22 protein-coding genes and 1 pseudogene are annotated in these 24,239 nt (G+C 40.8%); 16 read left to right on the top strand and 7 right to left on the bottom strand.

Going from position 1 to position 24,239, the window contains the following annotated elements:
* Positions 1-327 precede the first annotated feature (327 nt).
* Positions 328-651, top strand: a complete 324-nt coding sequence (locus tag QZ995_RS15935) for a YolD-like family protein (RefSeq protein WP_301808762.1) — start codon at positions 328-330, stop codon at positions 649-651.
* 127 nt (positions 652-778) lie between these two features.
* Here the strand turns inward: QZ995_RS15935 and QZ995_RS15930 are convergent, their stop codons facing one another.
* The 3 genes from QZ995_RS15930 to QZ995_RS15920 all read right to left on the bottom strand — a co-directional run bounded on the left by QZ995_RS15930 (position 779) and on the right by QZ995_RS15920 (position 2,083).
* A complete protein-coding gene (locus QZ995_RS15930) occupies positions 779-1,186 on the bottom strand; it encodes a helix-turn-helix domain-containing protein (RefSeq protein ID WP_301808760.1) in 408 nt (135 codons plus the stop codon).
* A 307-nt stretch (positions 1,187-1,493) separates the two neighbouring features.
* Complete coding sequence (locus QZ995_RS15925) at positions 1,494-1,754, bottom strand: hypothetical protein (protein WP_301808757.1); 261 nt, start codon at positions 1,752-1,754, stop codon at positions 1,494-1,496.
* Positions 1,755-1,882: 128 nt separating this feature from the next.
* Complete coding sequence (locus QZ995_RS15920; RefSeq protein WP_301808755.1) at positions 1,883-2,083, bottom strand: hypothetical protein; 201 nt, start codon at positions 2,081-2,083, stop codon at positions 1,883-1,885.
* A 770-nt stretch (positions 2,084-2,853) separates the two neighbouring features.
* On the opposite strand from QZ995_RS15920, the gene QZ995_RS15915 reads away from it, so the two are divergent.
* Both QZ995_RS15915 and QZ995_RS15910 read left to right on the top strand, forming a co-directional pair.
* A complete protein-coding gene (locus QZ995_RS15915; protein ID WP_301808753.1) occupies positions 2,854-3,297 on the top strand; it encodes a hypothetical protein in 444 nt (147 codons plus the stop codon).
* Positions 3,298-3,753: 456 nt separating this feature from the next.
* Positions 3,754-4,587, top strand: coding sequence for a DUF2935 domain-containing protein (locus QZ995_RS15910; RefSeq protein WP_301808750.1), 834 nt, complete (start codon positions 3,754-3,756; stop codon positions 4,585-4,587).
* 107 nt (positions 4,588-4,694) lie between these two features.
* Here QZ995_RS15910 and QZ995_RS15905 read toward each other — a convergent pair whose 3' ends face one another.
* Positions 4,695-5,081: a YmaF family protein gene (locus tag QZ995_RS15905; protein ID WP_301808746.1), complete on the bottom strand. Its 387-nt coding sequence runs from the start codon at positions 5,079-5,081 to the stop codon at positions 4,695-4,697.
* A 624-nt stretch (positions 5,082-5,705) separates the two neighbouring features.
* A pseudogene (locus QZ995_RS15900) lies at positions 5,706-5,879 on the bottom strand (YxeA family protein); the annotation flags it as partial.
* Between the two features lie 366 nt (positions 5,880-6,245).
* Here QZ995_RS15900 and QZ995_RS15895 point away from each other — a divergent pair.
* From QZ995_RS15895 to QZ995_RS15880, 4 genes are all read left to right on the top strand, one after another.
* The gene (locus tag QZ995_RS15895; protein ID WP_301808742.1) at positions 6,246-7,037 is read left to right on the top strand and encodes a class I SAM-dependent methyltransferase; all 792 of its coding nucleotides are present in this window, start codon (positions 6,246-6,248) and stop codon (positions 7,035-7,037) included.
* Positions 7,034-7,987 (top strand): tRNA (adenosine(37)-N6)-dimethylallyltransferase MiaA, encoded by a 954-nt coding sequence (gene miaA / locus QZ995_RS15890; RefSeq protein WP_301808741.1) that lies wholly within the window; start codon positions 7,034-7,036, stop codon positions 7,985-7,987. The genes QZ995_RS15895 and miaA overlap by 4 nt, the downstream gene beginning before the upstream one ends.
* Positions 7,988-8,016: 29 nt before the next feature.
* On the top strand, positions 8,017-8,259 hold the full coding sequence (gene hfq / locus QZ995_RS15885) for an RNA chaperone Hfq (protein WP_003337168.1): 243 nt from the start codon (positions 8,017-8,019) through the stop codon (positions 8,257-8,259).
* A 128-nt stretch (positions 8,260-8,387) separates the two neighbouring features.
* Complete coding sequence (locus tag QZ995_RS15880) at positions 8,388-9,203, top strand: DeoR/GlpR family DNA-binding transcription regulator (RefSeq protein WP_301808732.1); 816 nt, start codon at positions 8,388-8,390, stop codon at positions 9,201-9,203.
* 4 nt (positions 9,204-9,207) lie between these two features.
* On the opposite strand, the gene QZ995_RS15875 is transcribed toward QZ995_RS15880, so the two are convergent.
* Together QZ995_RS15875 and QZ995_RS15870 are read right to left on the bottom strand one after the other, a co-directional pair.
* Positions 9,208-10,134 carry a GNAT family N-acetyltransferase gene (locus tag QZ995_RS15875; RefSeq protein ID WP_301808731.1) on the bottom strand — a complete coding sequence of 309 codons (927 nt, stop codon included), beginning with the start codon at positions 10,132-10,134 and terminating at the stop codon, positions 9,208-9,210.
* A 266-nt stretch (positions 10,135-10,400) separates the two neighbouring features.
* Positions 10,401-13,109, bottom strand: a complete 2,709-nt coding sequence (locus QZ995_RS15870; protein WP_301808728.1) for an NTTRR-F1 domain — start codon at positions 13,107-13,109, stop codon at positions 10,401-10,403.
* A 365-nt stretch (positions 13,110-13,474) separates the two neighbouring features.
* Here QZ995_RS15870 and QZ995_RS15865 point away from each other — a divergent pair, with 365 nt between their 5' ends.
* The 9 genes from QZ995_RS15865 to glnA form a co-directional block, all read left to right on the top strand.
* Positions 13,475-14,296, top strand: coding sequence for an AraC family transcriptional regulator (locus QZ995_RS15865; RefSeq protein ID WP_301808726.1), 822 nt, complete (start codon positions 13,475-13,477; stop codon positions 14,294-14,296).
* A gap of 360 nt (positions 14,297-14,656) precedes the next feature.
* On the top strand, positions 14,657-15,064 hold the full coding sequence (locus tag QZ995_RS15860) for a sigma factor (RefSeq protein ID WP_301808725.1): 408 nt from the start codon (positions 14,657-14,659) through the stop codon (positions 15,062-15,064).
* A gap of 208 nt (positions 15,065-15,272) precedes the next feature.
* Positions 15,273-15,701: a YcdB/YcdC domain-containing protein gene (locus QZ995_RS23860; RefSeq protein WP_366919706.1), complete on the top strand. Its 429-nt coding sequence runs from the start codon at positions 15,273-15,275 to the stop codon at positions 15,699-15,701.
* Positions 15,702-15,921: 220 nt separating this feature from the next.
* Positions 15,922-16,896, top strand: coding sequence for an AAA family ATPase (locus tag QZ995_RS15855; protein WP_301808723.1), 975 nt, complete (start codon positions 15,922-15,924; stop codon positions 16,894-16,896).
* A 227-nt stretch (positions 16,897-17,123) separates the two neighbouring features.
* Positions 17,124-18,413 carry a GTPase HflX gene (hflX, locus tag QZ995_RS15850; protein WP_301808722.1) on the top strand — a complete coding sequence of 430 codons (1,290 nt, stop codon included), beginning with the start codon at positions 17,124-17,126 and terminating at the stop codon, positions 18,411-18,413.
* 21 nt (positions 18,414-18,434) lie between these two features.
* A complete protein-coding gene (locus QZ995_RS15845) occupies positions 18,435-19,703 on the top strand; it encodes an aminotransferase class I/II-fold pyridoxal phosphate-dependent enzyme (protein WP_301808719.1) in 1,269 nt (422 codons plus the stop codon).
* Positions 19,704-19,844: 141 nt separating this feature from the next.
* Complete coding sequence (locus tag QZ995_RS15840) at positions 19,845-22,271, top strand: peptidoglycan D,D-transpeptidase FtsI family protein (protein ID WP_301808718.1); 2,427 nt, start codon at positions 19,845-19,847, stop codon at positions 22,269-22,271.
* Positions 22,272-22,493: 222 nt separating this feature from the next.
* Positions 22,494-22,901, top strand: coding sequence for a MerR family transcriptional regulator (locus QZ995_RS15835; RefSeq protein ID WP_301808716.1), 408 nt, complete (start codon positions 22,494-22,496; stop codon positions 22,899-22,901).
* Between the two features lie 48 nt (positions 22,902-22,949).
* On the top strand, positions 22,950-24,239 hold a 1,290-nt coding region (gene glnA, locus QZ995_RS15830), incomplete at its 3' end, for a type I glutamate--ammonia ligase (protein ID WP_301808715.1).

Raw genomic sequence — 24,239 nt, 5'->3', positions numbered from 1 at the left:
GAATGATGGGCACAGTCACCTTAAAAAACATAAGAACCCCTTCCTACATACGGAAGGGGTTACCTCCTTTATGATTGTATGTAAGAATAACGAATAAAAAATGTTGCAAGAATATTAGCTATGTCGGCCGATACATTTGCATTATACGAGATTGATTTTCATAAAACAAAACATAAATTGAAAAATATGTAATTAATCATAGTGTATTTTGTAATTTTTAAAAAATATTTTCTTTTTTTAATTTAGATAGTCAAAAATTGTTCGTTGCATAATCTCCTCATCATAAATAAAATAGGAACATACATTCCTGTTCAAGGAGATGTTTTGATGGCTAGGAAAATTCTTGACCCACTTGTAATGAAATTTATTTTGCCAGAGCATGAAATATTACGTCAGTATCACGAGGATAAGAAAATGATCGAGAAACCGATCATTGAAGAGGATGAACTAGCCGAGTTTTGCTACAGGATATCTGACTCACGTCAGTATGACTACGCTCTTACTATTAGCTGGTGGAAAGAAACGAAAGAGGGTAGAGGAGTAATTGAATCAGCTTGGGGCTGGGTAAAAAAGTTTGATTCAACGTTTAAACAGATTAAGTTAAAAAATGATGAAGATTTTTGGTGGATACCTGTAGAAGATGTGATGTGATTAGTGTAGAAGGCTAAGCAGTGCATCTTACAGCTACATAGAATATATTACCTGTGGGAACAGGGATACAGCAAACACCCCATCGAATAAGATTTATGATGGGGTGTTTATGTTATTGTCGAGTAGCCTAACTAAGTTTCTGGCTATCCCACCAACTAAAAATGGACTTTATTATTTTATTAAAGTCGTCATAAAAAACCATTGTCAGAACTCCTAATATTGTTATTAATGCTGAAATTGATCCAGCATTAATAAACAACCCTATAAACATAATAACAAATCCTACGTACAGACCAGTATCTTTGTTATCGGCGATGATTATCTTTTTTTTGAAGCTTTCGTTTCCTTTTATTAACTCATCTAGTGTTACATTGTATAACTCGCTAAGTAAAATCAAATTATCAATGTCAGGATAGCTTTTGTCATTTTCCCATTTATAGACAGCTTGCCTAGTCACACCAATTTTTTGAGCTATATCTTCTTGTGAAAGAGACTTAAATTCACGGAACTTTTTCAATTGCTGACCTAAACTCATTTCATTCATCCTTTTTTGTATCATCATTGCATATAAAGAAACTATTAGTAAAGAAACCATTGGTAACAATGCATGTAAACTAGTGGTTTACATCAGCAAATCCCGCCAGTATCGACCAAGCGGGAGCTTTTTTCGTCAAAACATCCATTTACTCGTCAAAGCATTGATAAAGCCGACACGTAATAACGTAATGAGGATTCTGATGGATACCTGCAGAAGATGTGGTCAATGTAGAGAGTGAATAATTGTTTTATCATAAAAATTGGAATATTGAAGAGCCTTGCAGTAATATGCAAGGCTTAGTGTTTTAGAGTAGCTCAATGTAATGTTTTGCCTCTTGGACTGTTAATTTAAGTTTATCTTGGACTAGTTTTACTGCATCAGCCTTTTCCCCACGCTCAATCAACGTTCGCACTTCTAGATCTAGTTGATTTTCAATAGATAATTTTTTGGAAATTTCCTTTAATCTTAAATTGATTATTTTTATTGAAACGTACAGATTTTTAAACAAAATCAAAGTCACTATAAAAAGTGTAGTCGTCCAAATAATGATAAAAATACTATCCATTCCATACCTCCTTAAAAAATAAAAGTGAATCATATGTGATTCACTTTACTATAATTTGGAAATAGGCTCTAGTCCTTGATTATATATGTGAAACTGCTGCGTCTAATTTATATTCATTTTTACTAGACTTAAAATGCTTTAAAGGTTGTATTAACAGCTTTATTTCCTTTTTCTTCTAATGTTATCCCATTGTTGACTTTATCATAAATTGCAATGGTAGTTTCGTCTCCAGATGTTAGTCCTTCTTTATAGCACAGAGAGAGGAGGTTGATCACCCGTTCCAGCAGATCAAATAAGATGATGAAGATTTTTGATGGATACCAGTTCATAAAGAAGACCGCCCGAGTTATCCGAGCGGTCTAAAGTTATTTTTACGGAATGACAACAAATTTGACAACCTTTATCCTGTTAAAGTTTCTTTGGGTTGGACATAGCTTGATCAAATCGTGCTGCAGATTCCTGTTGCATATCAAAAGTAACTGGCTGTATACATTTAATGTCATCTGAATACTGGAATGCCCCAATCATTCTGAAACTATTTTGAGGTGTTCCCCTATTTTTAACATAATTGAAGCGTGAGTATGTCTCAGGTCATGAAATCGGATATCAGATATTTCTAGAGATTTCATTGACCTTTTAAATGATTGTGAACATATTGAGGATTAAGCGGTGTTCATCCTTTTTTGCAATGATGCAGTCATTCTCTTGATAGCCTTCTCCGAACAGTTTTTTATCTTCTTACTGAAGATTTTTATGGTTTTTTAGTTCGTTAATAAGGTGATATGATGATAACTGGTAATAAAAACAAGGTCAGGCTACTCGATCAATCGGGTAGCTTTTTTGGTAGTAAAGGTTAGTCACCTTCGGATGGCTATTTTTTATGTCAAGCCATGAGATAAGAAAATTAGAAAAAAATATATGAGAAAAAAGATGCGGTAGTCTGAATAAAGAATGCTGAATTCAGTTATTTATCAATTATTTATATACTTAGAAGTTATATTGAAAAGACAAAATTAATGGGATATTATATATCCACAAGCCTTTTATGTAATTTTTTTACAAAAAAGGTAATGATTAGATAAATGGAGGATGGTAAAAAATGAAAAAAGTTGGACGCAAGTTTCTAGTTTCAGTAATGGGATTGTCTCTGATGTTATCAGCAGGAGCGACAGGAGCATTAGCGAGTGAAAATGTAACCAACACCCAGAACCAACTTCCACCAAGTATTCATAAGTCTGAAAAAAATGTTCTTCCAGCAGATGCGCGTGGAGATTTTGTTCAAGACACACTTTCCCATGCTTTTTATCAAGTGGGTCAAGGTAAAAAGAATGTGATGGTCTTTAATTTGAATCAAAGATATACTCATAATCTACAAGGCATTCAAACATTTTATACAGTATATTACGGTAGCATTCCTTATGGAGTGTGGGTTTTCACAGATGGTGAATTCTGGAATAAGGGGGATGGCGGATGGATTAACTGGGGATTCCAAGGTAGTTTTGATAGAGATGGAGGACATGTAAAATTCCATAGAATAAGTTGAAATTCGGTTTTGTAAAGAAGATATCACTATACATGATCCTCTTTTTGGATCATGTATTTTTTATTGGAATCAAAAAACCTCCTGATAAAAATATGCTTGCTTCATGTTTACATCATGTCGCAATAACTTTGTTTGAAATGTATTTTCTGTAACATTAATAGGGGTTTTTGTTTGCAATAACAAATTTAGCGAAAATGGTCATTTTAACCAGTTGGGTTTTTGTACTATCACTTTTGCAACAGTAACCCTAGTTTCTGCTGCAGATGTATGCAATAAGTACACAAAAAAATAAATATATATAGGTCATTTTGATAGATATTTTTTTATTAAAACAAACGTGATGTGGAAGCAAGTGATTTAATCATCTTTCAAATAATTATTTTAGTGACAGTTATTTGGGACAAACCTACTGCATAAACTTCTGGGAAAATACATATTTGGGGGAGGACTCATTGGATGGCGGATGCATTTGTAATTAGATCACTTGAGGAAGTTCGTTTTTGGTCTAGGATAATGAAGGAACATTCGCTTTTTTTGAAGTTAGGTTTTAATTGTGACGATACCCAGTTAATAAATGAGGCAGACTATTTTTACCATGTATTTGAAAGGATAGAGGCTGAGGCCCTTTCCTTATCAGAAGATGTTGACCCTCAATATATAGGTCAGTTCAATGCTCAAATTCTCCCTCATGTAAATCAAATTTGGGCTTTTAAACGAAGGGTATTAGGTCTTATCATTTCTTGTCAAATAGGAGGTAATAACTTTCCGTTATTAGTTGATCATGTTAGCCGAGAAGCTGCTTACTTTGCGAAACGTTTGGAACAACTAAATACCGGAACCCTAGACCCTTTACCGGATGCAATCATTAATGAAAATGTCTTCTTTCTTAAAATTATGGCTGATCATGCTAAATTTATTAATCACTTACTTGATCCTTCTGAAAGAAAGTTGGTCGAACAAGCTCGTGATTTTAGCCATGATTTTGATCAACTTCTATACCAAGCCATTGATTTAGATTCCATGCGTCCCCAGTCACAAACATTTCCATTACTTTCGCAGTTTGTAGATCAGAATAGAGTATCTGTTAGCCAATTTCGTGATTTTAAAAAGACAGCTCGCGATTTAATCGAAGCTTGTCGTATCAAGAGCATTATTCCACATCTTCTTGCAGACCATGTTTTTAGAGAAGCATCACATTTTCTTGAAATTTTAGATGCATTTGAAGAGGTGTTAGAAGGGTCGAAAAAAAGAGGTAAACAAAGAAGGAGTACCACTGAATTTGATTGTTAGTCAAGATAAAAAGCTGAAGTTATGTAATAGCTCACAAATATTGTGAGCTTTTTTGCTTGTTCCTGAATTATACCCAATGTGATGTTTCGTCAAACAAGTTCTCATGTTTAAGGAATTTCATTCTCTGTTGCTCCTTTGTAATGATGGGTGTGAGGGCGTCTTCCGTTTACTGTTGTATATCCTTCAAAGTAATGAATATGTCCACCGCGCCGTAGTTGAATTGCAGGGCCGGTTGTGCCTTCAATTACATGAGAATGACCATCGTCAAATGAAGTAATCGTATAATAGCGATGAACGTGAGGTACACCTGTTGGGGCTGGTTCAGTTACCCCAATGTATTGATGATCATGTCCATCATTGAATGATGTAGTTCCCGAAAACGGATGTCGGTGTACAGGCATACCATTCCATGAAGTAATATAAAATCCATGTGAATGTTCTGCTGAGGATTCACTTGATTGGAATAGAAACCCTTTAACAGGTATTTTTCTCATTTTAACCCCCCATTCTCCTGGTTAATTACACTGTATGAATGGGAGTGGAAATTGACATGGGCAAGAGTACCATTTTCAGGATATTTGACTTAATAGTGTTTTAATTTACCGTAAAGGAAGGTGAAATGTCATAACTGAAAGACTGCTAGAGAAGATAGAGGCTCTTTAAGATGATATTTTAAAAAGGTTCAACCACCGAAAAAGGGGAGACGGTGGTTGAATAGTGTTAAAGATTAGGGGTGACACAAGCTCAATGACTCTGGTGCAGCGGCTACAGCATTTCCATAATTTATTAGATGCGAAAAAATAGAAAATGGCAGGGCGGATCAATTGATTCATTTGGATCATTTTAACTTGAAATTCTAACGTGTAAACAATATACGTCCACAGAGATATAGAAACTAGGCAAGATAAGCTTTTAAAAGTGAAATGAAGGTAGTTTTGGGGAAGAGGGTATCAAAAAACTGCACAGTGCCGTCTTTAGACCGCGTGGCAATCTTCTGCCAAATAACTAAATGGATTTCAGAAATGAAAGGGGATGAGGGGACGGCTAACTAGTACAATTAAAGATTAGCGTTTCCCTATGTATTAAGAAACGGGTAAACTCATATTACTAAGTTATTTTTATAGTCTTTTCTTAGCCTTTTCAGGAACCTCTGTTCCTTGTACTTTCCCATATGTTTTAACATATTTCCCTTTAACACTAACTTTTAAGTAAGTATTTTTGGGAAGGGTTTTAGAAGTTCCGACCTTAATTTCACTTTCTTTCCCTAATTCGTCAACTCCGTTTAACACATATACATACCTACGTGGGAAATCTGGATCAGGCGTAGTTGCGCTTCATTCATCTTATGTGTAAAGTAATAATGAAACGCGTGATGTAGAGAGAATTTGATATTTCCATTGGCATGAGAATAGAGGAACATCTCGAACGTATGCTTACGAGACGGCGGGATGTTCTTCTTTTTATTAATAATGAAGCCGATCAGAGCAAAAGAGGCAACATCGTGAATAACCTTGATTTTAAGCTGATTCCTAATCAAAATTCATTGCTGTTGTCAGCATTCTTTTGTTAGTATAATAGGATAGCAACCAAGGTAGACATACATACAGACAGGAATCAAAATTGATCGGATTTAGTATGAGTAGGAAACGAGTGATGAAATGATTGTAACAACAGGAAATGAGCCAAAAGCGTCTGTTTTGGCTCATGCGCAGGAACTGGCCACTATCTTTTCTGCTCCACTAGTTTCGCGTGGAGAGCTTTCGATTGAAAAGCTCAGAGATAAATACCAGACGAATGATATTTTAATTGTAACTGCTAAGGGAGCTAGGTTGGAACGGAGAGGTCAACAGGCTTTCTTTTTTCATCCAAATACAGCGTCATTCCGTATAAAGAGACTAGAACGCGGCGATAATGATACTATGCTTTCTGTTTGCCAAATTTCACCAGGCGATAAGGTGCTTGATGCCACGATGGGATTGGCGGCGGATGCGATCGTATTTGCCTATGCCACTGGTGAAACAGGGCAAGTGGTTGGAATTGAATCGGAGCCTATGATTGCAAGACTTGTCAAAGACGGTCTTACCCATTGGAATATGGGATCACCAGCTTTAATCGAAGCGATGCGGCGTGTACAGGTGGAGCAGGCTGATCACCTTTACAAGCTCCAAGCATTGCCCGATAACTCGTTTGATGTAGTTTATTTTGATCCTATGTTCCAACAAGCTGTCTTCGAGTCACATGGTATTTCTACCTTGCGTCAATTGGCTAATGATAAGGTGTTAACAGAGGAAACGATTGCTCAAGCTCGCCGGGTAGCTAAACGACGAGTCGTTTTAAAAGAGGGTACAACAGGCACCTTGCACGAGCAATTGGGTTTTACACCTTATCGAAAACGTGAACATCAAGTGATTTATAGTTACATGGAAGCATTGGAGGGGAGTGAGAGATGAGGCAAAAAGAGAATTTAGTGGTAATTGCAGGTCCTACGGCAGTAGGCAAGACTGCTCTTAGCCTTCGATTAGCACAACAATTTAATGGAGAGATCATCTCTGGTGATTCTATGCAGGTTTATCGTGGTATGGATATAGGGACGGCTAAAGCTACCGAGGAAGAGCGGTCCATTGTCCCCCATCATCTGATTGATATCATGAATCCAGATGAGGAATACTCTGTGGCTATCTTTCAGCAGCAGGCCCGGCAGTTAATCACCCAAATTAATCAGCGTAATCATCTGCCTATTATCGTAGGTGGAACGGGACTTTACATACAATCGGTTACTCATGCTTATCAATTCTCTGAGGCGGATCAGGACGAGGAATTGCGGGAGAGATTGCAACGATTTGCCGATGTGGAAGGAGTAGAAGCTCTTCACAGACGCCTACGCGAGCATGACCCCATTACAGCAGACCGCCTGCATCCAAACGATGTCCGCCGAGTTATACGTGCAATAGAAATATACGAATTGACTGGAAAACGTATGTCTGATTTTCAAAATCAGGCTGCTTATTCGCCTTACAACTTGAAGATTATAGGCCTAACAATGGATCGGGCGAAGCTCTATGAAAGAGTAAATCAACGAGTCGATTTAATGATTGAGGCTGGATTGGTAGAAGAAGTCCGGGGGTTGCTAGATCAAGGCTATTCTGCTGATCTGGTAGCCATGCAGGGGCTGGGCTACAAGGAGCTCGTTCCTTATCTATATGGAGAGGTTACGTTAGATAAGGCAATAGCTGACATTAAGCAAAGAACTAGGCATTTTGCTAAGCGTCAGTTAACTTGGTTTAAACGGATGCCTCAGCTGGAATGGTATGATATGACTGATTCCGAGTCATATGAACAAGTGGTTGAAACAATTACCAGTGCGTTGGAAGGAAAGTTCCATTCCACGCCGAATATATAACTTACAAGTCCTTTTAGGGGGTATTGTCCATGAAACAGACGATCAATATTCAAGATACGTTCTTAAACCATTTACGAAAAGAAAATATCGCAGTTACCATATATTTGGTAAACGGATTCCAATTGAGAGGCTATATCAAGGCGTTTGACAACTTCACAATCGTTATTGATACAGAAGGCAAGCAACAATTGGTCTATAAGCATGCGATCTCTACATTTACACCACAACGTCCGGTATCCTTGATGTCGGAAAGTCAATCACAACAAATGTAATAGCAGAAAAGAAAATCAGGGTTTCTTCGGGAATCCTGATTTTTTTGCTCAAAAAAGCATAAACAAGAAGAATTTTGCAGGTAAATATTGACTTTTTTGCGGATAACGGAATAAAATGGAAGTATTACATGATGAAGGCAGGCGATGAGATGTTTGCTGAAGAGAGAAGAGGAAAGATTCTGGAGATACTCCATGAAGCACAGCGAGTGCTGGTGAAGGAGTTAGCGGAGCAATTTCATGTTTCTATTGATTCCATCAGGAGAGATTTATCGATTATGGAGGAACAGGGATTATTGAAAAAAACTCATGGAGGAGCTATCCCTGTATCTGCTGTGCGCAAGCCTGTTGTACCATCAGCGGTACGTATTAAAGATGGACCTAGTCATATCACTGCTATATCCAAAACAGCCGTATCCTACATACAAGAGCACGATACAATATTTTTAAGTGGAACGAACCTGCATTTTCATATGATAAAATATTTACCTCAACATATGCCGATAACAGTGGTGACTAACTCGGTTAAAATCGCAGAACAGTTACGTGAATCTGAAAATACTGACGTTTATCTTATCGGAGGACAAGTTAAAAAAACAGGTATGATTTTCGATATTATTGCTAATGAGATGGTAAAACAATTTACAATTGATCTGTGTTTTATGACAGCAGGAGCCATTAGCTTGCAAGGTGTTAGTACTGCAACACCAGAGGAAGCTAGTTTTAGTCGCGCTGTTTTGGAGGTTTCTCGACGCCGTTTTATTCTAGCGTCTCATGAGAATATGGAACATGATGCCTTTTCTAAAATAGGTCCCCTCAACAGCTTTCATTTACTCATCACTGATGAGGGAACACCAAAAGAGTTACGAGATCAAATCGAAAAACAAGGACTAGAGGTAACGGTAGCGAAAGGAAGCTATCCTGTTCCCGTTCCTGACTATTCGTAAAATTTTATATTTCCTGGTCACCGAATTCTCTATCCGAAAGACGAAATAAGCTCCCAAGTTGCGAAGTGGCCAGGATATAATAATCATTGGCAGTTACTTCTTTAAAACCACAACGGTTATACAGTGTGAGCGCACTTTTGTTCTTCGTTTCCACCTCCAAGACGATGGAAGGTGATTGCTTTTTAAGTAAGTCGTTCACCAATCTTGTCAAAATTTCTCTCCCATAACCTTTTCCTTGTTGGGCTGGCATGACTGCAAAGCCGTAAATAAAATCCATATTCTCAATTCTTTGATAATTAATTTTTCCTATAAATTCATCGTTATGAAAGGCCATGATAGAATGCCGATCAGGTTCTTCAACGCTTGTAGAGGCATATCTTGTTGCATCCTCTTTCGTTACCCCAAAGGCTTCCATATCAATTTGGACAAGCAGGGGAAGATCCTCTTTTGTGGCTTCTCTTAGTGAAAGAGAAGGTGTAATTAATTTCGTAGGCGGGGCTTCTAATTCCATCCAGTATTCGGAGAAGGAACAAGTGCTGCCCAGTGATTCTAGAAATGCTTTGCCAGAATCAGATTTTTCTTGAGACATAAATATTAGCTTGGGTAATTGACGACGTTCGATTTCAGGATAGGCTAGCCGAAGCAACGAGGAAAATATACCGTTACGTCTATACGCTGGATCTACCATCCCGCTGATTTCGACCTCTTGAGTATTAAAAATGTACAAGGCAAGATACCCAATGATTCGGTTATCTATAGCAAAATAAAAATCTTGAACTTGGTCAGTGGGTCTACAGCTCAGCATATCCAGATTTAATTTTATCTGAATGTTATCGTATGTATTACATACCTGTAGAAGCTCTTTTATTTGGATGAGTTCGGCTTCCGTAAGCCCTGCAGCGGCATAAGCACCGTTTGTTTGTCTAAGCACATTTATTCACTCCTTTTGAGAACTGCTAGCTACATCTAAATTTCTTGCTCTAGCGTATCATAATCAAGTATAAAAACAATTCGGAAATTACGCACACTAAAAATTGCGGGCTATGTAGTATAAATTGCGATGTTTCATTATTACTGTTTATTTTTCACTTATGAAAATACGGTAGGATTCATGTTTCGTACCTAATGTATTGAAATGTTTGTTTATAACGAAAGGTGGTCACTCTGACGTAGAAAGAGTGACCACGAAAAATTACATTATAATAAAGCGCCGGTAAAAGTGATTCCCCCTATAGCAGTAACTGTGCCGCTACCAATAATTTGGGCCACTAATGTGTACGTGACGTTACCGACTCCAGGGGTTAAATCAATATGATTTATACTGGTAGAACCAAATGAATTTGTTCCAGTTCTTTGATCATTAATACTAAAAATAACAGTAGTTCCTCGGAGAACTTCGAATTGCACTACTGGATTACTTGTTCCATTTTGCCAACCAATTATTCCAGTTAACCAGATGCGGCTGGTAGCAGTAATTCCTGTTACTGTGACAGTTTTTAATGTGGTTTGGATGTTACTAATTACTATGGCGGAACTACCGCTCGTATTTGGGGTGTTTCCGGAAACCTGAAAATTTAAAAAGCTTCCAGAAGAGCCAGTAGGTCCTGTATTTCCAGTAGCGCCGGTAATACCAGTAGCGCCAGTGTCACCCGTAGCGCCAGTAATACCCGTAGCGCCGGTAATACCCGTAGCGCCGGTAATACCCGTAGCGCCGGTAATACCAGTAGCGCCAGTGTCACCCGTAGCGCCGGTAATACCCGTAGCGCCGGTAATACCCGTGGCGCCAGTGTCACCCGTAGCGCCGGTAATACCCGTAGCGCCGGTAGTACCCGTAGCGCCAGTGTCACCCGTAGCGCCGGTAATACCAGTAGCCCCAGTAATACCCGTAGCGCCAGTGTCACCCGTAGCGCCGGTAGTACCAGTAGCGCCGGTAGTACCCGTAGCGCCGGTAATACCAGTGGCGCCAGTGTCACCCGTAGCGCCGGTAATACCCGTAGCCCCAGTAATACCCGTAGCACCAGTGTCACCCGTAGCGCCAGTAATACCAGTAGCCCCAGTAATACCCGTAGCACCGGTAATACCCGTAGCCCCAGTGTCACCCGTAGCGCCAGTAATACCAGTAGCGCCGGTAATACCAGTAGCCCCAGTGTCACCCGTAGCGCCAGTGTCACCCGTAGCGCCAGTGTCACCCGTAGCGCCAGTGTCACCCGTAGCGCCGGTAATACCAGTAGCCCCAGTAATACCCGTAGCGCCAGTGTCACCCGTAGCGCCGGTAATACCAGTAGCCCCAGTAATACCCGTAGCGCCAGTGTCACCCGTAGCGCCGGTAGTACCCGTAGCGCCGGTAGTACCCGTAGCGCCAGTAATACCCGTAGCGCCAGTGTCACCCGTAGCGCCGGTAGTACCCGTAGCGCCGGTAATACCAGTAGCGCCAGTGTCACCCGTAGCCCCAGTAATACCCGTAGCGCCGGTAGTACCAGTAGCGCCGGTAATACCAGTAGCGCCAGTAATACCAGTAGCGCCGGTAATACCAGTAGCGCCGGTAATACCAGTAGCGCCGGTAGTACCCGTAGCGCCGGTAGTACCCGTAGCGCCGGTAATACCAGTAGCCCCAGTAATACCCGTAGCGCCGGTAATACCAGTAGCCCCAGTAATACCAGTAGCGCCAGTAATACCAGTAGCGCCGGTAATACCAGTAGCGCCAGTAATACCAGTAGCGCCGGTAATACCAGTAGCGCCGGTAATACCAGTAGCGCCGGTAATACCAGTAGCGCCGGTAATACCAGTAGCGCCGGTAGTACCCGTAGCGCCGGTAGTACCCGTAGCGCCGGTAATACCAGTAGCCCCAGTAATACCAGTAGCGCCGGTAATACCAGTAGCCCCAGTAATACCAGTAGCGCCGGTAATACCAGTAGCGCCGGTAATACCCGTAGCGCCGGTAATACCAGTAGCGCCGGTAATACCAGTAGCGCCAGTGTCACCCGTAGCGCCAGTAATACCCGTAGCGCCGGTAATACCAGTAGCCCCAGTAATACCAGTAGCGCCGGTAATACCAGTAGCCCCAGTAATACCAGTAGCCCCAGTAATACCCGTAGCGCCGGTAATACCAGTAGCGCCGGTAATACCAGTAGCCCCAGTAATACCAGTAGCGCCAGTGTCACCCGTAGCCCCAGTAATACCAGTAGCGCCGGTAATACCCGTAGCGCCGGTAATACCAGTAGCCCCAGTAATACCAGTAGCGCCGGTAATACCAGTAGCGCCGGTAATACCAGTAGCGCCGATAATACCAGTAGCGCCGGTAAAGCCAGTAGCGCCAGTAATACCCGTAGCGCCGGTAATACCAGTAGCCCCAGTAATACCCGTAGCGCCGGTAGTACCCGTAGCGCCAGTAGGACCGGTACCTCCTATTGTCCCTGCCCAAGTTTGTAGTAATAAAATGTCATCAATTACTATATCTGCAGTTGACGGAGTAGGAATTTTATGAATAATAACCATTGCTTGAGTAGCTATTGCAGGTACAACAGAAGATATTTCGTAAATGGTAGACCAATTATTATTTAGGTTATTGGGAAGATGACCTACTGGAAGTATAATATTCATTCCGATACTTACAGGAGTAGAAGAGGCATTTAAATAAATAAGAGCAATATTTATTTGTGGGCTTGGCAAACTTCCTATTTTTCCGATCGATAGAAAAAATTCAAAACTATCTCCAGTTGTGACAGGCACAGCCTGAAACAATATACTATTAGTCGTATTTCCAAACATTTGTGCACTAAAAGAACCTGAGTGACTCCGTAGGTTACTAATTGTTACATTTGAAAAACTCCATGGGACCAAGCTTCCTGTTTCAAAATTTCCATTCACAATTTTGTTGCCAAAAGGCAAATAAATCACCGCTTTCATTAATGAGTTTATTTAACTATTGCATTATATGGTGACACTTATATATTGGAAAGGGTAAATACCAGTGGATAAAAATACAAAAATGTAAATAGAATAGGGTGTTATAAGTATAAAACAGATAAATAATTAACAAATAATATAATTAATTAATTTAGTTAAAAATTAAAGAAAAAATAAATAGATTAAGACATATAAATAATCGCCGGTTTTTTATTTTTCTGATTATGTTAGACTAATGTGTAAATGTGTTTGACTTTCCTATTGATGATGTCGCATTCCTGCTTATATAAAGGCGCTATAAAATCCAAAAATGGGGTACGTTAGAAATTGTGTATCAGCTCTTGCGGTGGAGGAAATATGAATAAATGGATATGCTTCTAGAATGGAAAAACAGTGGTTTTCGATTGTTTACCTTACAACAGGGGGAAAGTGATGAATTACATGATCATGGAGATTACCTGCAAGTCAGCATGCCGCTGGACAATGAGGTAGAGATTCAATGGAATCAACGATATCAAAGAGTGGAAGCTAAGCAAAGACTGTTAGTACAGCCGGATGAACAACATCGTCATCTTGCTACATACGGCCCTGCCACTATAATGCTAGTTGACCTACATCGTGATTTTCTCGAACAGGTATGGGAACATGAACAGCCCGTAAGAGCAAGGCATGCACTTGAATATACAAGCTTATCTACGAAGGTTGTCCCCTTATTTCAACAAACCGTACAACGTGCCTTTCAGCGATCAGTGTTTGAACCGATGGATGAATTGCTTCAAACGGAATTGGAGTGGGAGATAGCTAGACTTTTTCTTACCCTTCATTCAAAAAACAATACATACACGGAGCTTGAGATAACATCCTTACATGAATATCCAGGAATCAAAAGAGCGATTGACTATATGCACGAAGCATTTAAACATCCAGTAACACTTGAAGAAATAGCAAGCATCGCTGGCAGTAGCAAATATCATTTTATTCATCAGTTTAAAAAGAATAAAAAAATGACACCCGGACAATACCTGCAACATTTACGAATAAAAGAGGCAGCCTATTTACTGCGTTCAACGGATTGGGATATCACGCGAATTGCATATGAAGCTGGATTTGGCAGCCTCAGCTCGTTTCAACGTGCTTGGAAGCAACAATATGGTGTTTCAGCGAGCGAGTTTAGAAAAAATGGATAAGCCATGTATAGAAAGATTCATTGTGGCTACACTATAATTATCGAGCTCGGTGGTCACAAATTAGAAACGCGCAACAGTCTTTATAGGAGGTTGATGTGCCGTGGACAATGAAATGATTACCCAGATTGTGGTATCCGGTTCGCTTTGATGATCTAACTCTATATAGGAGGTAGATGAGTTAAAGAACAGTACCGCTAGTACCCCAAAATGACTGAGCTCGATGTGAACCGCTCTCTATGAGGGCGGTTTTTCGTGTTTTATCTTTAGGGGTATTCCTGTAAAAATCACTGTCACAAAAATCGTTTAGCAGAATCTAATTTACGATAGAAGAAAAAAGAATACATAAAGCAGGTGAATTCATTGGAAAAAGCGGAAATCGCTTTAACAATGTCTAAAGAGACGATCTTTGAGTCTCTCATGCATGAATATGGTCAAAAGATTTTAAATATGGTGTATCTCATGATAAAAGACCAAAAGATTGCAGAAGACATTACACAAGAAACCTTTATGAAGGTGTATATGAATTGGGATTATTTTAGAGGGGAGTCAGAGCCTAAAACATGGTTGTATCGGATTGCTATCAATGAAACGAAAAAGTATGTCCGTTCCTGGTCATTTCGAACAATTTTTTCAAAGCTCACCTTGCAAAGTCAACAGCAGGCCCAAAATAAGGTAACGGATGATACGGAAAGCGTATTTTTTAAGCAAAATCGAGCCGTTGAATTAAGAAAGCAGCCTTTTCCGTACTGCCTCTTCTTTTATCTGTAGAATAAATGCTATTTCTTTCATTTCTAATTATTGGTAATAAAGCAAAATAATTACTTGCCGATAATCTGGAGAAAGGGACATCACTAACCGTATATTCACCCTTTTCTCCAAATTGGTAAACAGCTCATTTTCTTCTTTCCGCTGTTTATGGTCATCCCAATTGTTGGAGTAAGCTTTCAACGACACGGAATTAAGCTCGGGGCGCGTCCTGCAAATTGCCAAGGATACTCTTAAAGGAAAAGGGGAAGTTTCTAAAGAGAAAGCCAGAGAGAAGGCCATTCGATTTCTGGAGAAATATCTTGATCCCTGGGACAAGGAAGTACAGCTCACATACAGTAACGAGAATGAATACAAGCATATATTCCGTTTCTTTAAAAGCCATCAAGGCATTCCGGTTTTACAGACGGATAGTTCATATCTCAGTTATTCGGTTCATGTAGATTCAGCTACAGGAGAAGTCATCTTATTTATCAAAGATTCAATTGAAAAGCCTTTTGTATCTCCTTCTACTAAGCAAGTCAAGCTCCCGGACCGAAATGCCGTAATGTCATCAAAAATGGGCGCTAGCCAGTGGCTGCGCTATAATCCGGTAGAGCTGGTGTATGAATATGTGGATGGGGGTAAAAAACTAGGTTAGTGTATCAAGTTAAGGAAAGAAAGGTAGACAAAAACGTATTTATTGATGCGACTACAGGTAAAGCTGTGTTTGTTGACAGATAAGAAGCATCCCGGATCACTGCAACAGGTGAGACGGGATTTTTTTATAAATCAAGCTATTTATTTTGGATTTTCTGTACAGGATTTCAAAGTATGCTGCGTATACTGTAGAGACGATTACGGAAGGCAGGTGATGGGACATGAAACAGGCTGCGACTATGACCAAAACGGTCGTTACAGAATCACCGGAATCACCACATCGAATTCAATTTGTGTTTCATCATCCGGTTGTACAGCCGCTAAAGGAACCAGAGCCGTTGGCAGACACGGTACGATCTACCGCGAATGATCAAATCAAATCCGTTATTAATGAACTGGAAAAAATGATTGGACTCGATGAAGCAAAGCTTGTCATGTACGAGATTTATGCCCTCCTGAGAACGAACCGTGAGCGAGCAAAGCATCACTTAAAGACAGAACAACAGGTATATCATATGGTGTTTAAAGGTAGTCCAGGAACGGGAAAGACTACGGTGGCCCGGATTTTTGGGAAGGTGCTCAAAGAGATGGGGATTTTAAGCAAGGGCCATTTAATTGAGGTGGAACGAGCCGATCTAGTGGGGGAGTTCATTGGACATACAGCGCAGAAAACACGAGATTTAATTAAAAAGGCTTTGGGCGGAATCTTGTTTGTGGATGAAGCTTATTCATTGGCGCGAGGAGGAGAAAAGGATTTTGGCAAAGAGGCAGTGGATTGTCTAACGAAGGCGATGGAAGATCACAAAAACGAATTTATTTGCATTTTGGCCGGGTACACAGAGGAGATGGATGAGTTTTTGCAGATCAATCCAGGTCTGCCCTCGCGCTTTCCCATTCAGATTCATTTTACGGATTATGAGGTAGATGAATTGATGGAAATTGCGGATATCATGGTTGAGGAAAAACAATATGTCCTCACTTCTACGGCAAAAGAAAAAATGAAGCAGCATCTGATCCACCTGCTATCCGACCCTTTTTTGGAGTCATTTAGCAATGCTCGTTACATACGTAATTTGCTGGAAAAGGCTATTCGAGCACAAGCTATGCGGTTGTTGAAGAGTTCTAATCCAAGCAAGGAAGAATTAATGAACATACGAGCAGAGGACTTACAGGTAAGCAATCCTTTTTTGAACTGAAAAAACCCGATGTTTAATGGCTGAAACATATGTTTTTAAATCTGGTGAACAATGCTCAGCATCTCTCAAGATTTAACGGCAGAAGGATGAAAAGGATGACAAATGGGTAAAAAAGAAGGTATATTGATTACTAGCTAGTAAAAGAATGAAGCAAGGCATACGTTTGCTAGACAAGCGAACGGATGCCGTTCTTTTCGTCTGGGGACGTGGGAAGGAAGGTTACATATATGAGTGAGTGGAATAAACAACAAACGGCTATAGTAGTTGGTTGTCTATTAGATCAGCGAGATGAGGAACGGATGCGGTTATCCCTAGAAGAGCTGGGAGAGCTAGCGCGGACGGCCGGTGTTGAAGTGCTAGAGGTTATTACCCAAAATCGCGAGCGTGTCGATTCAGCTTGGTATCTAGGAACGGGTAAAATTCAAGAAATTGCTGAATTAGCAGTAAGTCTTGATGTAGATGTTGTCATTTTTAATGACGAATTATCTGCTAGCCAAAACCGTAATTTGGAAGCGTTATTTGAGTGCCGAGTAATTGACCGCACACAGTTGATATTGGACATTTTCGCGAGTAGGGCTAATTCCCGTGAAGGTAAGATTCAAGTAGAGCTAGCGCAATATAGCTACTTACTGCCCCGGCTTGCCGGACAGGGAAATCAGATGTCCCGATTGGGTGGCGGTATTGGGACACGCGGACCTGGTGAGACAAAATTGGAAACAGACCGCCGTCACATTCGTCGTCGAATTAGTGAATTAAAGCAACAGCTAGATGATATTGTGCGGACTAGACAGCTTCATCGCGAGCGCAGGAAGAAGAACCATGTTTACCAAATCGCGCTGGTTGGTTATACGAATGCTGGTAAATCTACCTTATTAAATAATTTAACAAAAGCAGATACATTGCAAGAGGATAAATTATTTGCTACGCTTGATCCAACCACACGTCAGTTGGCTCTTCCCAGTGGAAAGGAAGTCCTGTTGACGGATACAGTTGGTTTTATTCAAGACCTGCCGACTGCTTTGATTGCAGCTTTTCGCTCCACTTTAGAAGGGGTTCAAGAGGCAGATTTAATCTTACACGTGGTCGACTGCTCCCATCCTGATTTTGAAGTTCATATGGAGGTAGTAGATCAGGTTTTAAAGGATTTAGAAGCTGAAGGCATCCCTCGATTAGTGGTATATAATAAGGCTGATCTGCTTGATACTGACAAGTATTTGCCGCACCTTGAAGATTCGATTCAGATATCAGCATTGTCTGAACAGGATTTGCAGCGTTTATTAAATAGAGTCGAAGGAATTGTACTGACGGGATATGAAAGTGTCGATCTGATTATTCCGATAGAGCGTGGGGATGTGATCTCCATGATGCATCGAGCCGGACTAGAAATGGAGCAGGAATTCTCCGAGGATGGCACCGCTTATCATATTACGATACGTATTAAGCCAGATGAACCGATGTATGGACGTTTGATTCCATATATGGTGAACCCACCAGCTATCAATGAAGAGGAATGGTAAGAGAAAGGTGAGAGAAAGAACATGTTTCAACTGTTTACGCACGGGGCGCAATTACGTCCGCTCGTTGAAGAGATAGAAGAGATGATTGCCAAGCGACATCAGGAAGTATCCCGCTTGGTTGATTATAATCAATTAAAAGTATTGCGCTCATTCCAAAAGCATGAAGTAAATGAATTTCATTTTTCACCATCTACAGGCTACGGTTATGATGATAGTGGCCGAGCAACATTAGAATCTATTTACGCAGAAGTGTTTGGTGGAGAAGCGGCTCTCGTACGGCCGCATATTATATCTGGTACGCATGCGATTGCAATTAGTTTATTTGGGATGCTGCGCCCAGGAGATCACTTATTATATTTAACGGGCAAACCATACGATACGCTAGAAGAAGTGGTAGGAGTGCGTGGAGAAGGTCAAGGCTCATTGAAGGATTATGGGATTAGTTACGACTATGTACCATTATTAGAGGATGGAAGCATTGACTTTAATGCTGTAAGAACAGCGATTCGTCCTGAAACGAAAGTGATTGGGATTCAGCGTTCGCGTGGCTATGCGGATCGCCCGTCGTTTACGATTGCGAAGATAGAGGAAATGATTTCTTTTGTGAAGGAAATACGCCCTGAATTATACGTGTTCGTGGATAATTGCTATGGGGAATTTACAGAGGAAAAAGAACCGCTACAGGTCGGCGCTGATATTATGGCTGGTTCACTGATTAAAAATCCAGGTGGCGGCTTGGTTAAAACAGGTGGCTATATTGTAGGACGCGAGGAATTGGTAACAATGGCGTCTTATCGTATGGCAGCTCCAGGAATCGGAGCGGAAGGCGGAGCGTCATTATACTCTTTATTGGAGATGTTCCAAGGGTTTTTCTTAGCTCCGCATGTGGTAGGTGAAGCGTTGAAAGGGGCGATTTTCTCGTCTGCCATACTGGAAAAACTGGGCTTTCGCACCGATCCGTTGTGGCATGAACCCCGAACTGATTTAATTCAGTCTGTAGAATTTGGAAGTGCTGAACGATTAATAACCTTCTGCCAAGGTATACAGAAGGCAGCCCCTGTCGATTCGCATGTAACACCTTACCCTAGTCCAATGCCGGGCTATGCGGATGAGGTTATCATGGCAGCAGGTACCTTTATTCAAGGGGCTAGCATTGAGTTTTCTGCTGATGGTCCTCTACGTGCCCCTTATTTGGGCTTTGTGCAGGGAGGGCTTACGTACTCGCATGTAAAAGTGGGTATTTTAACAGCTTTAGATGGCATGATTGCAAAAGGCTTACTCGATTTATAACAGGTTACGATAAATATAATGAAATTATGCAGACAGCTATGAATGCCCGCCATTTATAGCTGTCTTTTTATTATGAAGCAAAAGTGAAAACTGGCAGGACGTACTAATTTTTCAATCATATTATCTAATGGAATATATGGAATGTTCTGGTATATTTATAAAAAAGGGATATATGACAAGGAATGCGGTGAAATCATGCAAATTGAACCAGAGCAGCAACGAAAAAAAGACCCGGAAATAATATTCCGTGTAAATATTATGTTTTTAGCTGTTTTTATCTGTTTTGTAATTGTCATTTTACGGCTAGCATATGTTCAAGTTGTTCAAGGTGAGCTATTTGCACAAGAATTAGAGAAATATAGTCTCAAGGAACTTCCAATTCCTGCTCCAAGAGGTCATATTTTAGATCGCAACGGAGTGGTTCTAGTGGATAATAAGCCCGTTTTCACTGTTAAATTTATGGATAGACCAGAAGAGAAAATAAACAAGGAGAGAGTGGCGGAGGAATTGGCTGCCTTGCTTGATTGGAAGCAAGAGGAGCGAGGTGATGATAAGAAGCTGGCTGACTTAGGGATTCAGCTACATGCTAGCTTTCCCATCATGTTGTCACAAGAGGAACGTCAGAGATTGCGAACGCAAATACAGACAAAATTAGATGCATTGCCTTCACCAGAGAAAATGGATCTTTTACCATCCGTAGAATTATTCCGCCTGGCAAAAGAAGTGCATATACCAATCAAATATGCCTTTACCGATGTAGAGCGCACTCAGGCTCTAGAGCTGTTGTGGAAAAAAACAGGAAAGACCTTATCGTATGAGCAAGGGGCTAATGATCGGGCGCTGCTTAACGAACTGGTGCAACAGCAGATTGCGTTCCCTTATCATTTGGAGAAAAAACAATCAGACGATCTTGTTCACAAAATAAAAAGCTCCATTGAGATTTTACGTGCAACACCTGTTACGAAACAAAACGACCGAAAGCTAATTGAAAATGCACGCTTCTTTTTCTTAGATGTTAATCTAGGTCTGTCTGAGATACAACGTGAGCAGACCTGGCGAAAATTACTTGTTTTAGAGCGGATGGTAGGCATGGGCGTACCTGCCTTCATGCCAAGACAGATCAAGCGAAATATTACAGCGGCTGAAGATGCTCGGATTGAGGAGCGATTAGCCCGATTGCCCGGTGTTTATGTAGAGGTGGAGCCGCTTAGAAAAGTAAAGACTGATGCAAACGGAGGGCCGCTTGCGACACATATTTTGGGGTATATAAACTCCATTGATTCTCGCTTTGTCAAAGAATATAAGTCCAAACAATATTCCGGGAATGAATTGGTTGGTGTAGCCGGCTTAGAAAATTATTACGAGTCGCAGCTGCGGGGAAAAACGGGCGCCATGACTGTACAGGTAAATCGGAATTCGGAATTTGTCAACGAAACCATAAAGCGTGTTGCAGAGCCTGGAAATGATCTTATTCTTACTTTGGACTGGAGATTTCAAGATAAAGTAGAGGAAATCCTGCATAAAAACCTTTCGCAGAAAAATCTGAAAGTGGGGCATGCGGTCGTGATGGCTCCAGGTACAGGGGAAATATTAGCTCTGGCAAATTATCCCGATTATGATTTGAATTTGTATTATGATCGAGAAACATTTCGTAAAGTGTATAAAACGGATATCTGGCCTTATGAAGATAATAAAATTACTCGAGGAGCTTATGCGCCAGGCTCGACCGTAAAACCTATATCCGTGATGCTTGCCTTGCAGGAGGGGCTGGTTACTCCTTCTGAGACGATCATAGACAGAGGCGGTCTCTTTGTTGGAAATCGCTTTAAAAATAACTGGTTACGCTCTGGACATGGTGCAGTAGATGCAAGAAGGGCCTTACAGGTATCTAATAATACCTATATGTACGAAATGGGGCTTCGTTTAGCAAGAAAGGGGAATCGTGGAGGCAAGCATTATAGCGAACAATTTAATGTGTTAGATTACTATAACAGCCAGTTCGGGCTAGGGGTAAAAACGGGAATTGATCTTCCGGGTGAGAAGACGGGATATCGAGCAAACGACAAGTATTTAGGGAATTTAGTAGATGCATTTATCGGCCAATATAATAGCTTTACACCAATGCAGCTTTGTCAGTATGTCAGTACAATCGCAAATGGGGGTTATCGGATCAAACCTCATTTAGTCAAAGAAATTCGGAAGGGAGCAAGTAATCCAGCAGAACGAATAACATTGACCAAAGTGGAGCCATATGTTCTAAATAAGGTCGATATTGATCCAAAGTGGATAAAGGTAGTGCAGGAAGGTATGGCAAAGGTAACTCAGCCGAATGGTACAGCGTATCGTAACTTCAAGGGTTTTCCGTTTCCCGTGGCAGCTAAAACGGGCACAGCACAAACGGGAGGAAACGCGGACAATGCGCTAATTGTCGGATATGCACCCGTTAAAAATCCACAGATTGCATTTGCTGTTGTTGTGCCAGGTGGCGGGCACGGTGCTGATATGTCTGGAGTGATTGCAAAGCAAATTTTGGAGGAATATGTGAAAATGTATGGGATCGAGCAGTAATTTAAATGAATAAGAAATGAACCACAAGGGAGCGTGTTCTCAGATCGTCTCGCTGTTCTACCTTAAATAAGGTAGTCAAGAGATCATAGAGGGCATGCTTTTTTCTTGTTGCAAAAAAGTCATGTCAGATTTCCTGACATGTGTTGACAGATAATCTGCTATCAGTTAGAATTTGAACATAACAAAATGAAATGATTTGATTTGCTAGGAAGGGGAAGCAAAATGAGTGATGAAATTCGTCGCAACATGGCCCTTTTTCCCATAGGCATCGTTATGAAATTAACCGATCTGACTGCACGACAGATCCGGTATTATGAACAACACGGGTTAGTCACACCAGCTCGTACAGACGGGAAGCAGCGGTTATTTTCGTTTAATGACGTAGATCGTCTGTTAGAAATTAAAGAGCTGATTGATAAGGGGCTAAATATTGCTGGAATTAAACAGGTAATCCAACTGAAGGAGCCTGTGGTGGAAGCGCCGATTTTACCAGGAAAAACGGCAGCTCGTCCTCAAATGGAAAAGAAGGAATTACTGCAATTATTGAAACAACAAGTGATAAACCCCAGTGCCAATCGCTTAAGTGAATCGGCATTGATTCGTGGAGAGCTTTCCAGGTTCTTCCACTAGATAGATGGGTACAAAAAATTGATGGATTTGGTCAAGGAGGAAGAGAGAATGAGCCGTTATACGAAAGAAGACATTATGCGTTTTGCTGATGAAGAGAATGTGAAGTATATCCGTTTGCAATTTACTGATCTAATGGGTATCAGTAAGAATGTTGAGATTCCGGTTTCTCAATTGCCAAAAGCGTTGGATAACAAGATGATGTTTGACGGATCTTCCATTGAGGGTTTCGTGCGCATTGAAGAGTCTGATATGTATCTTTTCCCAGATTTAGATACATGGGTGGTATTCCCGTGGGGAACTGAATTCGGAAAAGTGGCTCGTTTGATCTGTGATGTGTATATGCCGGATGGTAAGCCGTTTGAAGGTGATCCCCGTTATATTTTGAAAAAGGTAATGAAAGAAGCAGAAGATCTTGGTTATACGGATTTTAACGTTGGTCCAGAGCCTGAATTCTTCTTGTTTAAAATTGATGAAAAAGGCGAACCTACTCTCGATCTGAATGACCAAGGCGGATATTTTGATTTTGCACCACTAGACCTAGGTGAAAACTGTCGCCGTGATATCGTTCTAACTTTAGAGAAAATGGGTTTTGAAATCGAAGCTTCTCATCATGAGGTAGCACCAGGACAACATGAAATTGATTTTAAATATGCAAATGCCCTGCATGCAGCTGATCAAATTCTCACGTTTAAACTGGTTGTTAAAACAATCGCGCGTCAACATGGTTTGCACGCAACCTTTATGCCGAAGCCATTGTTTGGTGTAAGCGGATCTGGTATGCATGCTCACCAATCCCTATTTATTGGCAAAGAAAATGCATTCTATGATGAATCTGATGAGCTAGGTCTAAGTCAAACGGCAAAATACTATCTAGCTGGTCTATTAAAGCATGCAAGAGGATTTGCAGCAATTACAAATCCACTAGTGAACTCTTACAAACGCCTTGTACCAGGCTATGAAGCACCTTGCTACGTGGCATGGTCTGCAAAAAATCGTTCTCCATTAGTACGTATCCCTGCATCACGAGGATTGGGGACTCGTTTGGAAGTGCGTAATCCCGACCCGGCAGCGAATCCGTACTTGGCACTAGCTGTTATGCTGAAAGCCGGTTTGGATGGAATCAAGAACAAATTAGAATTACAGCCTGCTGTTGATCGCAACATCTATGTGATGAACGAAGCTGAACGCGAAGCAAACGGTATTGATAGCTTGCCATCTACGCTAAAAGAGGCGATCGAATGTTTGAAAGCAGATAGTGTTATCTGTGAAGCGCTGGGTGAGCATGCAGCGTTACACTTCATTGAAGCAAAGGAAATTGAATGGGATATGTTCCGCACA

It is taken from the genome of Brevibacillus laterosporus (assembly GCF_030489605.1).
Taxonomy (GTDB): domain Bacteria; phylum Bacillota; class Bacilli; order Brevibacillales; family Brevibacillaceae; genus Brevibacillus_B; species Brevibacillus_B laterosporus_E.
This window is presented reverse-complemented; position numbering and strand designations above follow the sequence as displayed.

Excerpts from the sequence above, each read along its gene's own strand:
- QZ995_RS15895 (WP_301808742.1), top strand. The coding sequence starts at position 6,246 with ATGATTGTAACAACAGGAAATGAGCCAAAAGCGTCTGTTTTGGCTCAT.
- miaA (WP_301808741.1), top strand. The coding sequence starts at position 7,034 with ATGAGGCAAAAAGAGAATTTAGTGGTAATTGCAGGTCCTACGGCAGTA.
- QZ995_RS15910 (WP_301808750.1), top strand. The coding sequence starts at position 3,754 with ATGGCGGATGCATTTGTAATTAGATCACTTGAGGAAGTTCGTTTTTGG.
- hflX (WP_301808722.1), top strand. The coding sequence starts at position 17,124 with ATGAGTGAGTGGAATAAACAACAAACGGCTATAGTAGTTGGTTGTCTA.
- QZ995_RS15845 (WP_301808719.1), top strand. The coding sequence starts at position 18,435 with ATGTTTCAACTGTTTACGCACGGGGCGCAATTACGTCCGCTCGTTGAA.
- QZ995_RS15880 (WP_301808732.1), top strand. The coding sequence starts at position 8,388 with ATGATGAAGGCAGGCGATGAGATGTTTGCTGAAGAGAGAAGAGGAAAG.
- QZ995_RS15870 (WP_301808728.1), bottom strand. The coding sequence starts at position 13,109 with ATGAAAGCGGTGATTTATTTGCCTTTTGGCAACAAAATTGTGAATGGA.
- hfq (WP_003337168.1), top strand. The coding sequence starts at position 8,017 with ATGAAACAGACGATCAATATTCAAGATACGTTCTTAAACCATTTACGA.
- QZ995_RS15920 (WP_301808755.1), bottom strand. The coding sequence starts at position 2,083 with ATGAACTGGTATCCATCAAAAATCTTCATCATCTTATTTGATCTGCTG.
- QZ995_RS15915 (WP_301808753.1), top strand. The coding sequence starts at position 2,854 with ATGAAAAAAGTTGGACGCAAGTTTCTAGTTTCAGTAATGGGATTGTCT.
- QZ995_RS15865 (WP_301808726.1), top strand. The coding sequence starts at position 13,475 with ATGGATATGCTTCTAGAATGGAAAAACAGTGGTTTTCGATTGTTTACC.
- QZ995_RS15855 (WP_301808723.1), top strand. The coding sequence starts at position 15,922 with ATGAAACAGGCTGCGACTATGACCAAAACGGTCGTTACAGAATCACCG.
- QZ995_RS15935 (WP_301808762.1), top strand. The coding sequence starts at position 328 with ATGGCTAGGAAAATTCTTGACCCACTTGTAATGAAATTTATTTTGCCA.
- QZ995_RS15840 (WP_301808718.1), top strand. The coding sequence starts at position 19,845 with ATGTTCTGGTATATTTATAAAAAAGGGATATATGACAAGGAATGCGGT.
- QZ995_RS15930 (WP_301808760.1), bottom strand. The coding sequence starts at position 1,186 with ATGAGTTTAGGTCAGCAATTGAAAAAGTTCCGTGAATTTAAGTCTCTT.
- QZ995_RS15905 (WP_301808746.1), bottom strand. The coding sequence starts at position 5,081 with ATGAGAAAAATACCTGTTAAAGGGTTTCTATTCCAATCAAGTGAATCC.
- QZ995_RS15835 (WP_301808716.1), top strand. The coding sequence starts at position 22,494 with ATGAGTGATGAAATTCGTCGCAACATGGCCCTTTTTCCCATAGGCATC.
- QZ995_RS15925 (WP_301808757.1), bottom strand. The coding sequence starts at position 1,754 with ATGGATAGTATTTTTATCATTATTTGGACGACTACACTTTTTATAGTG.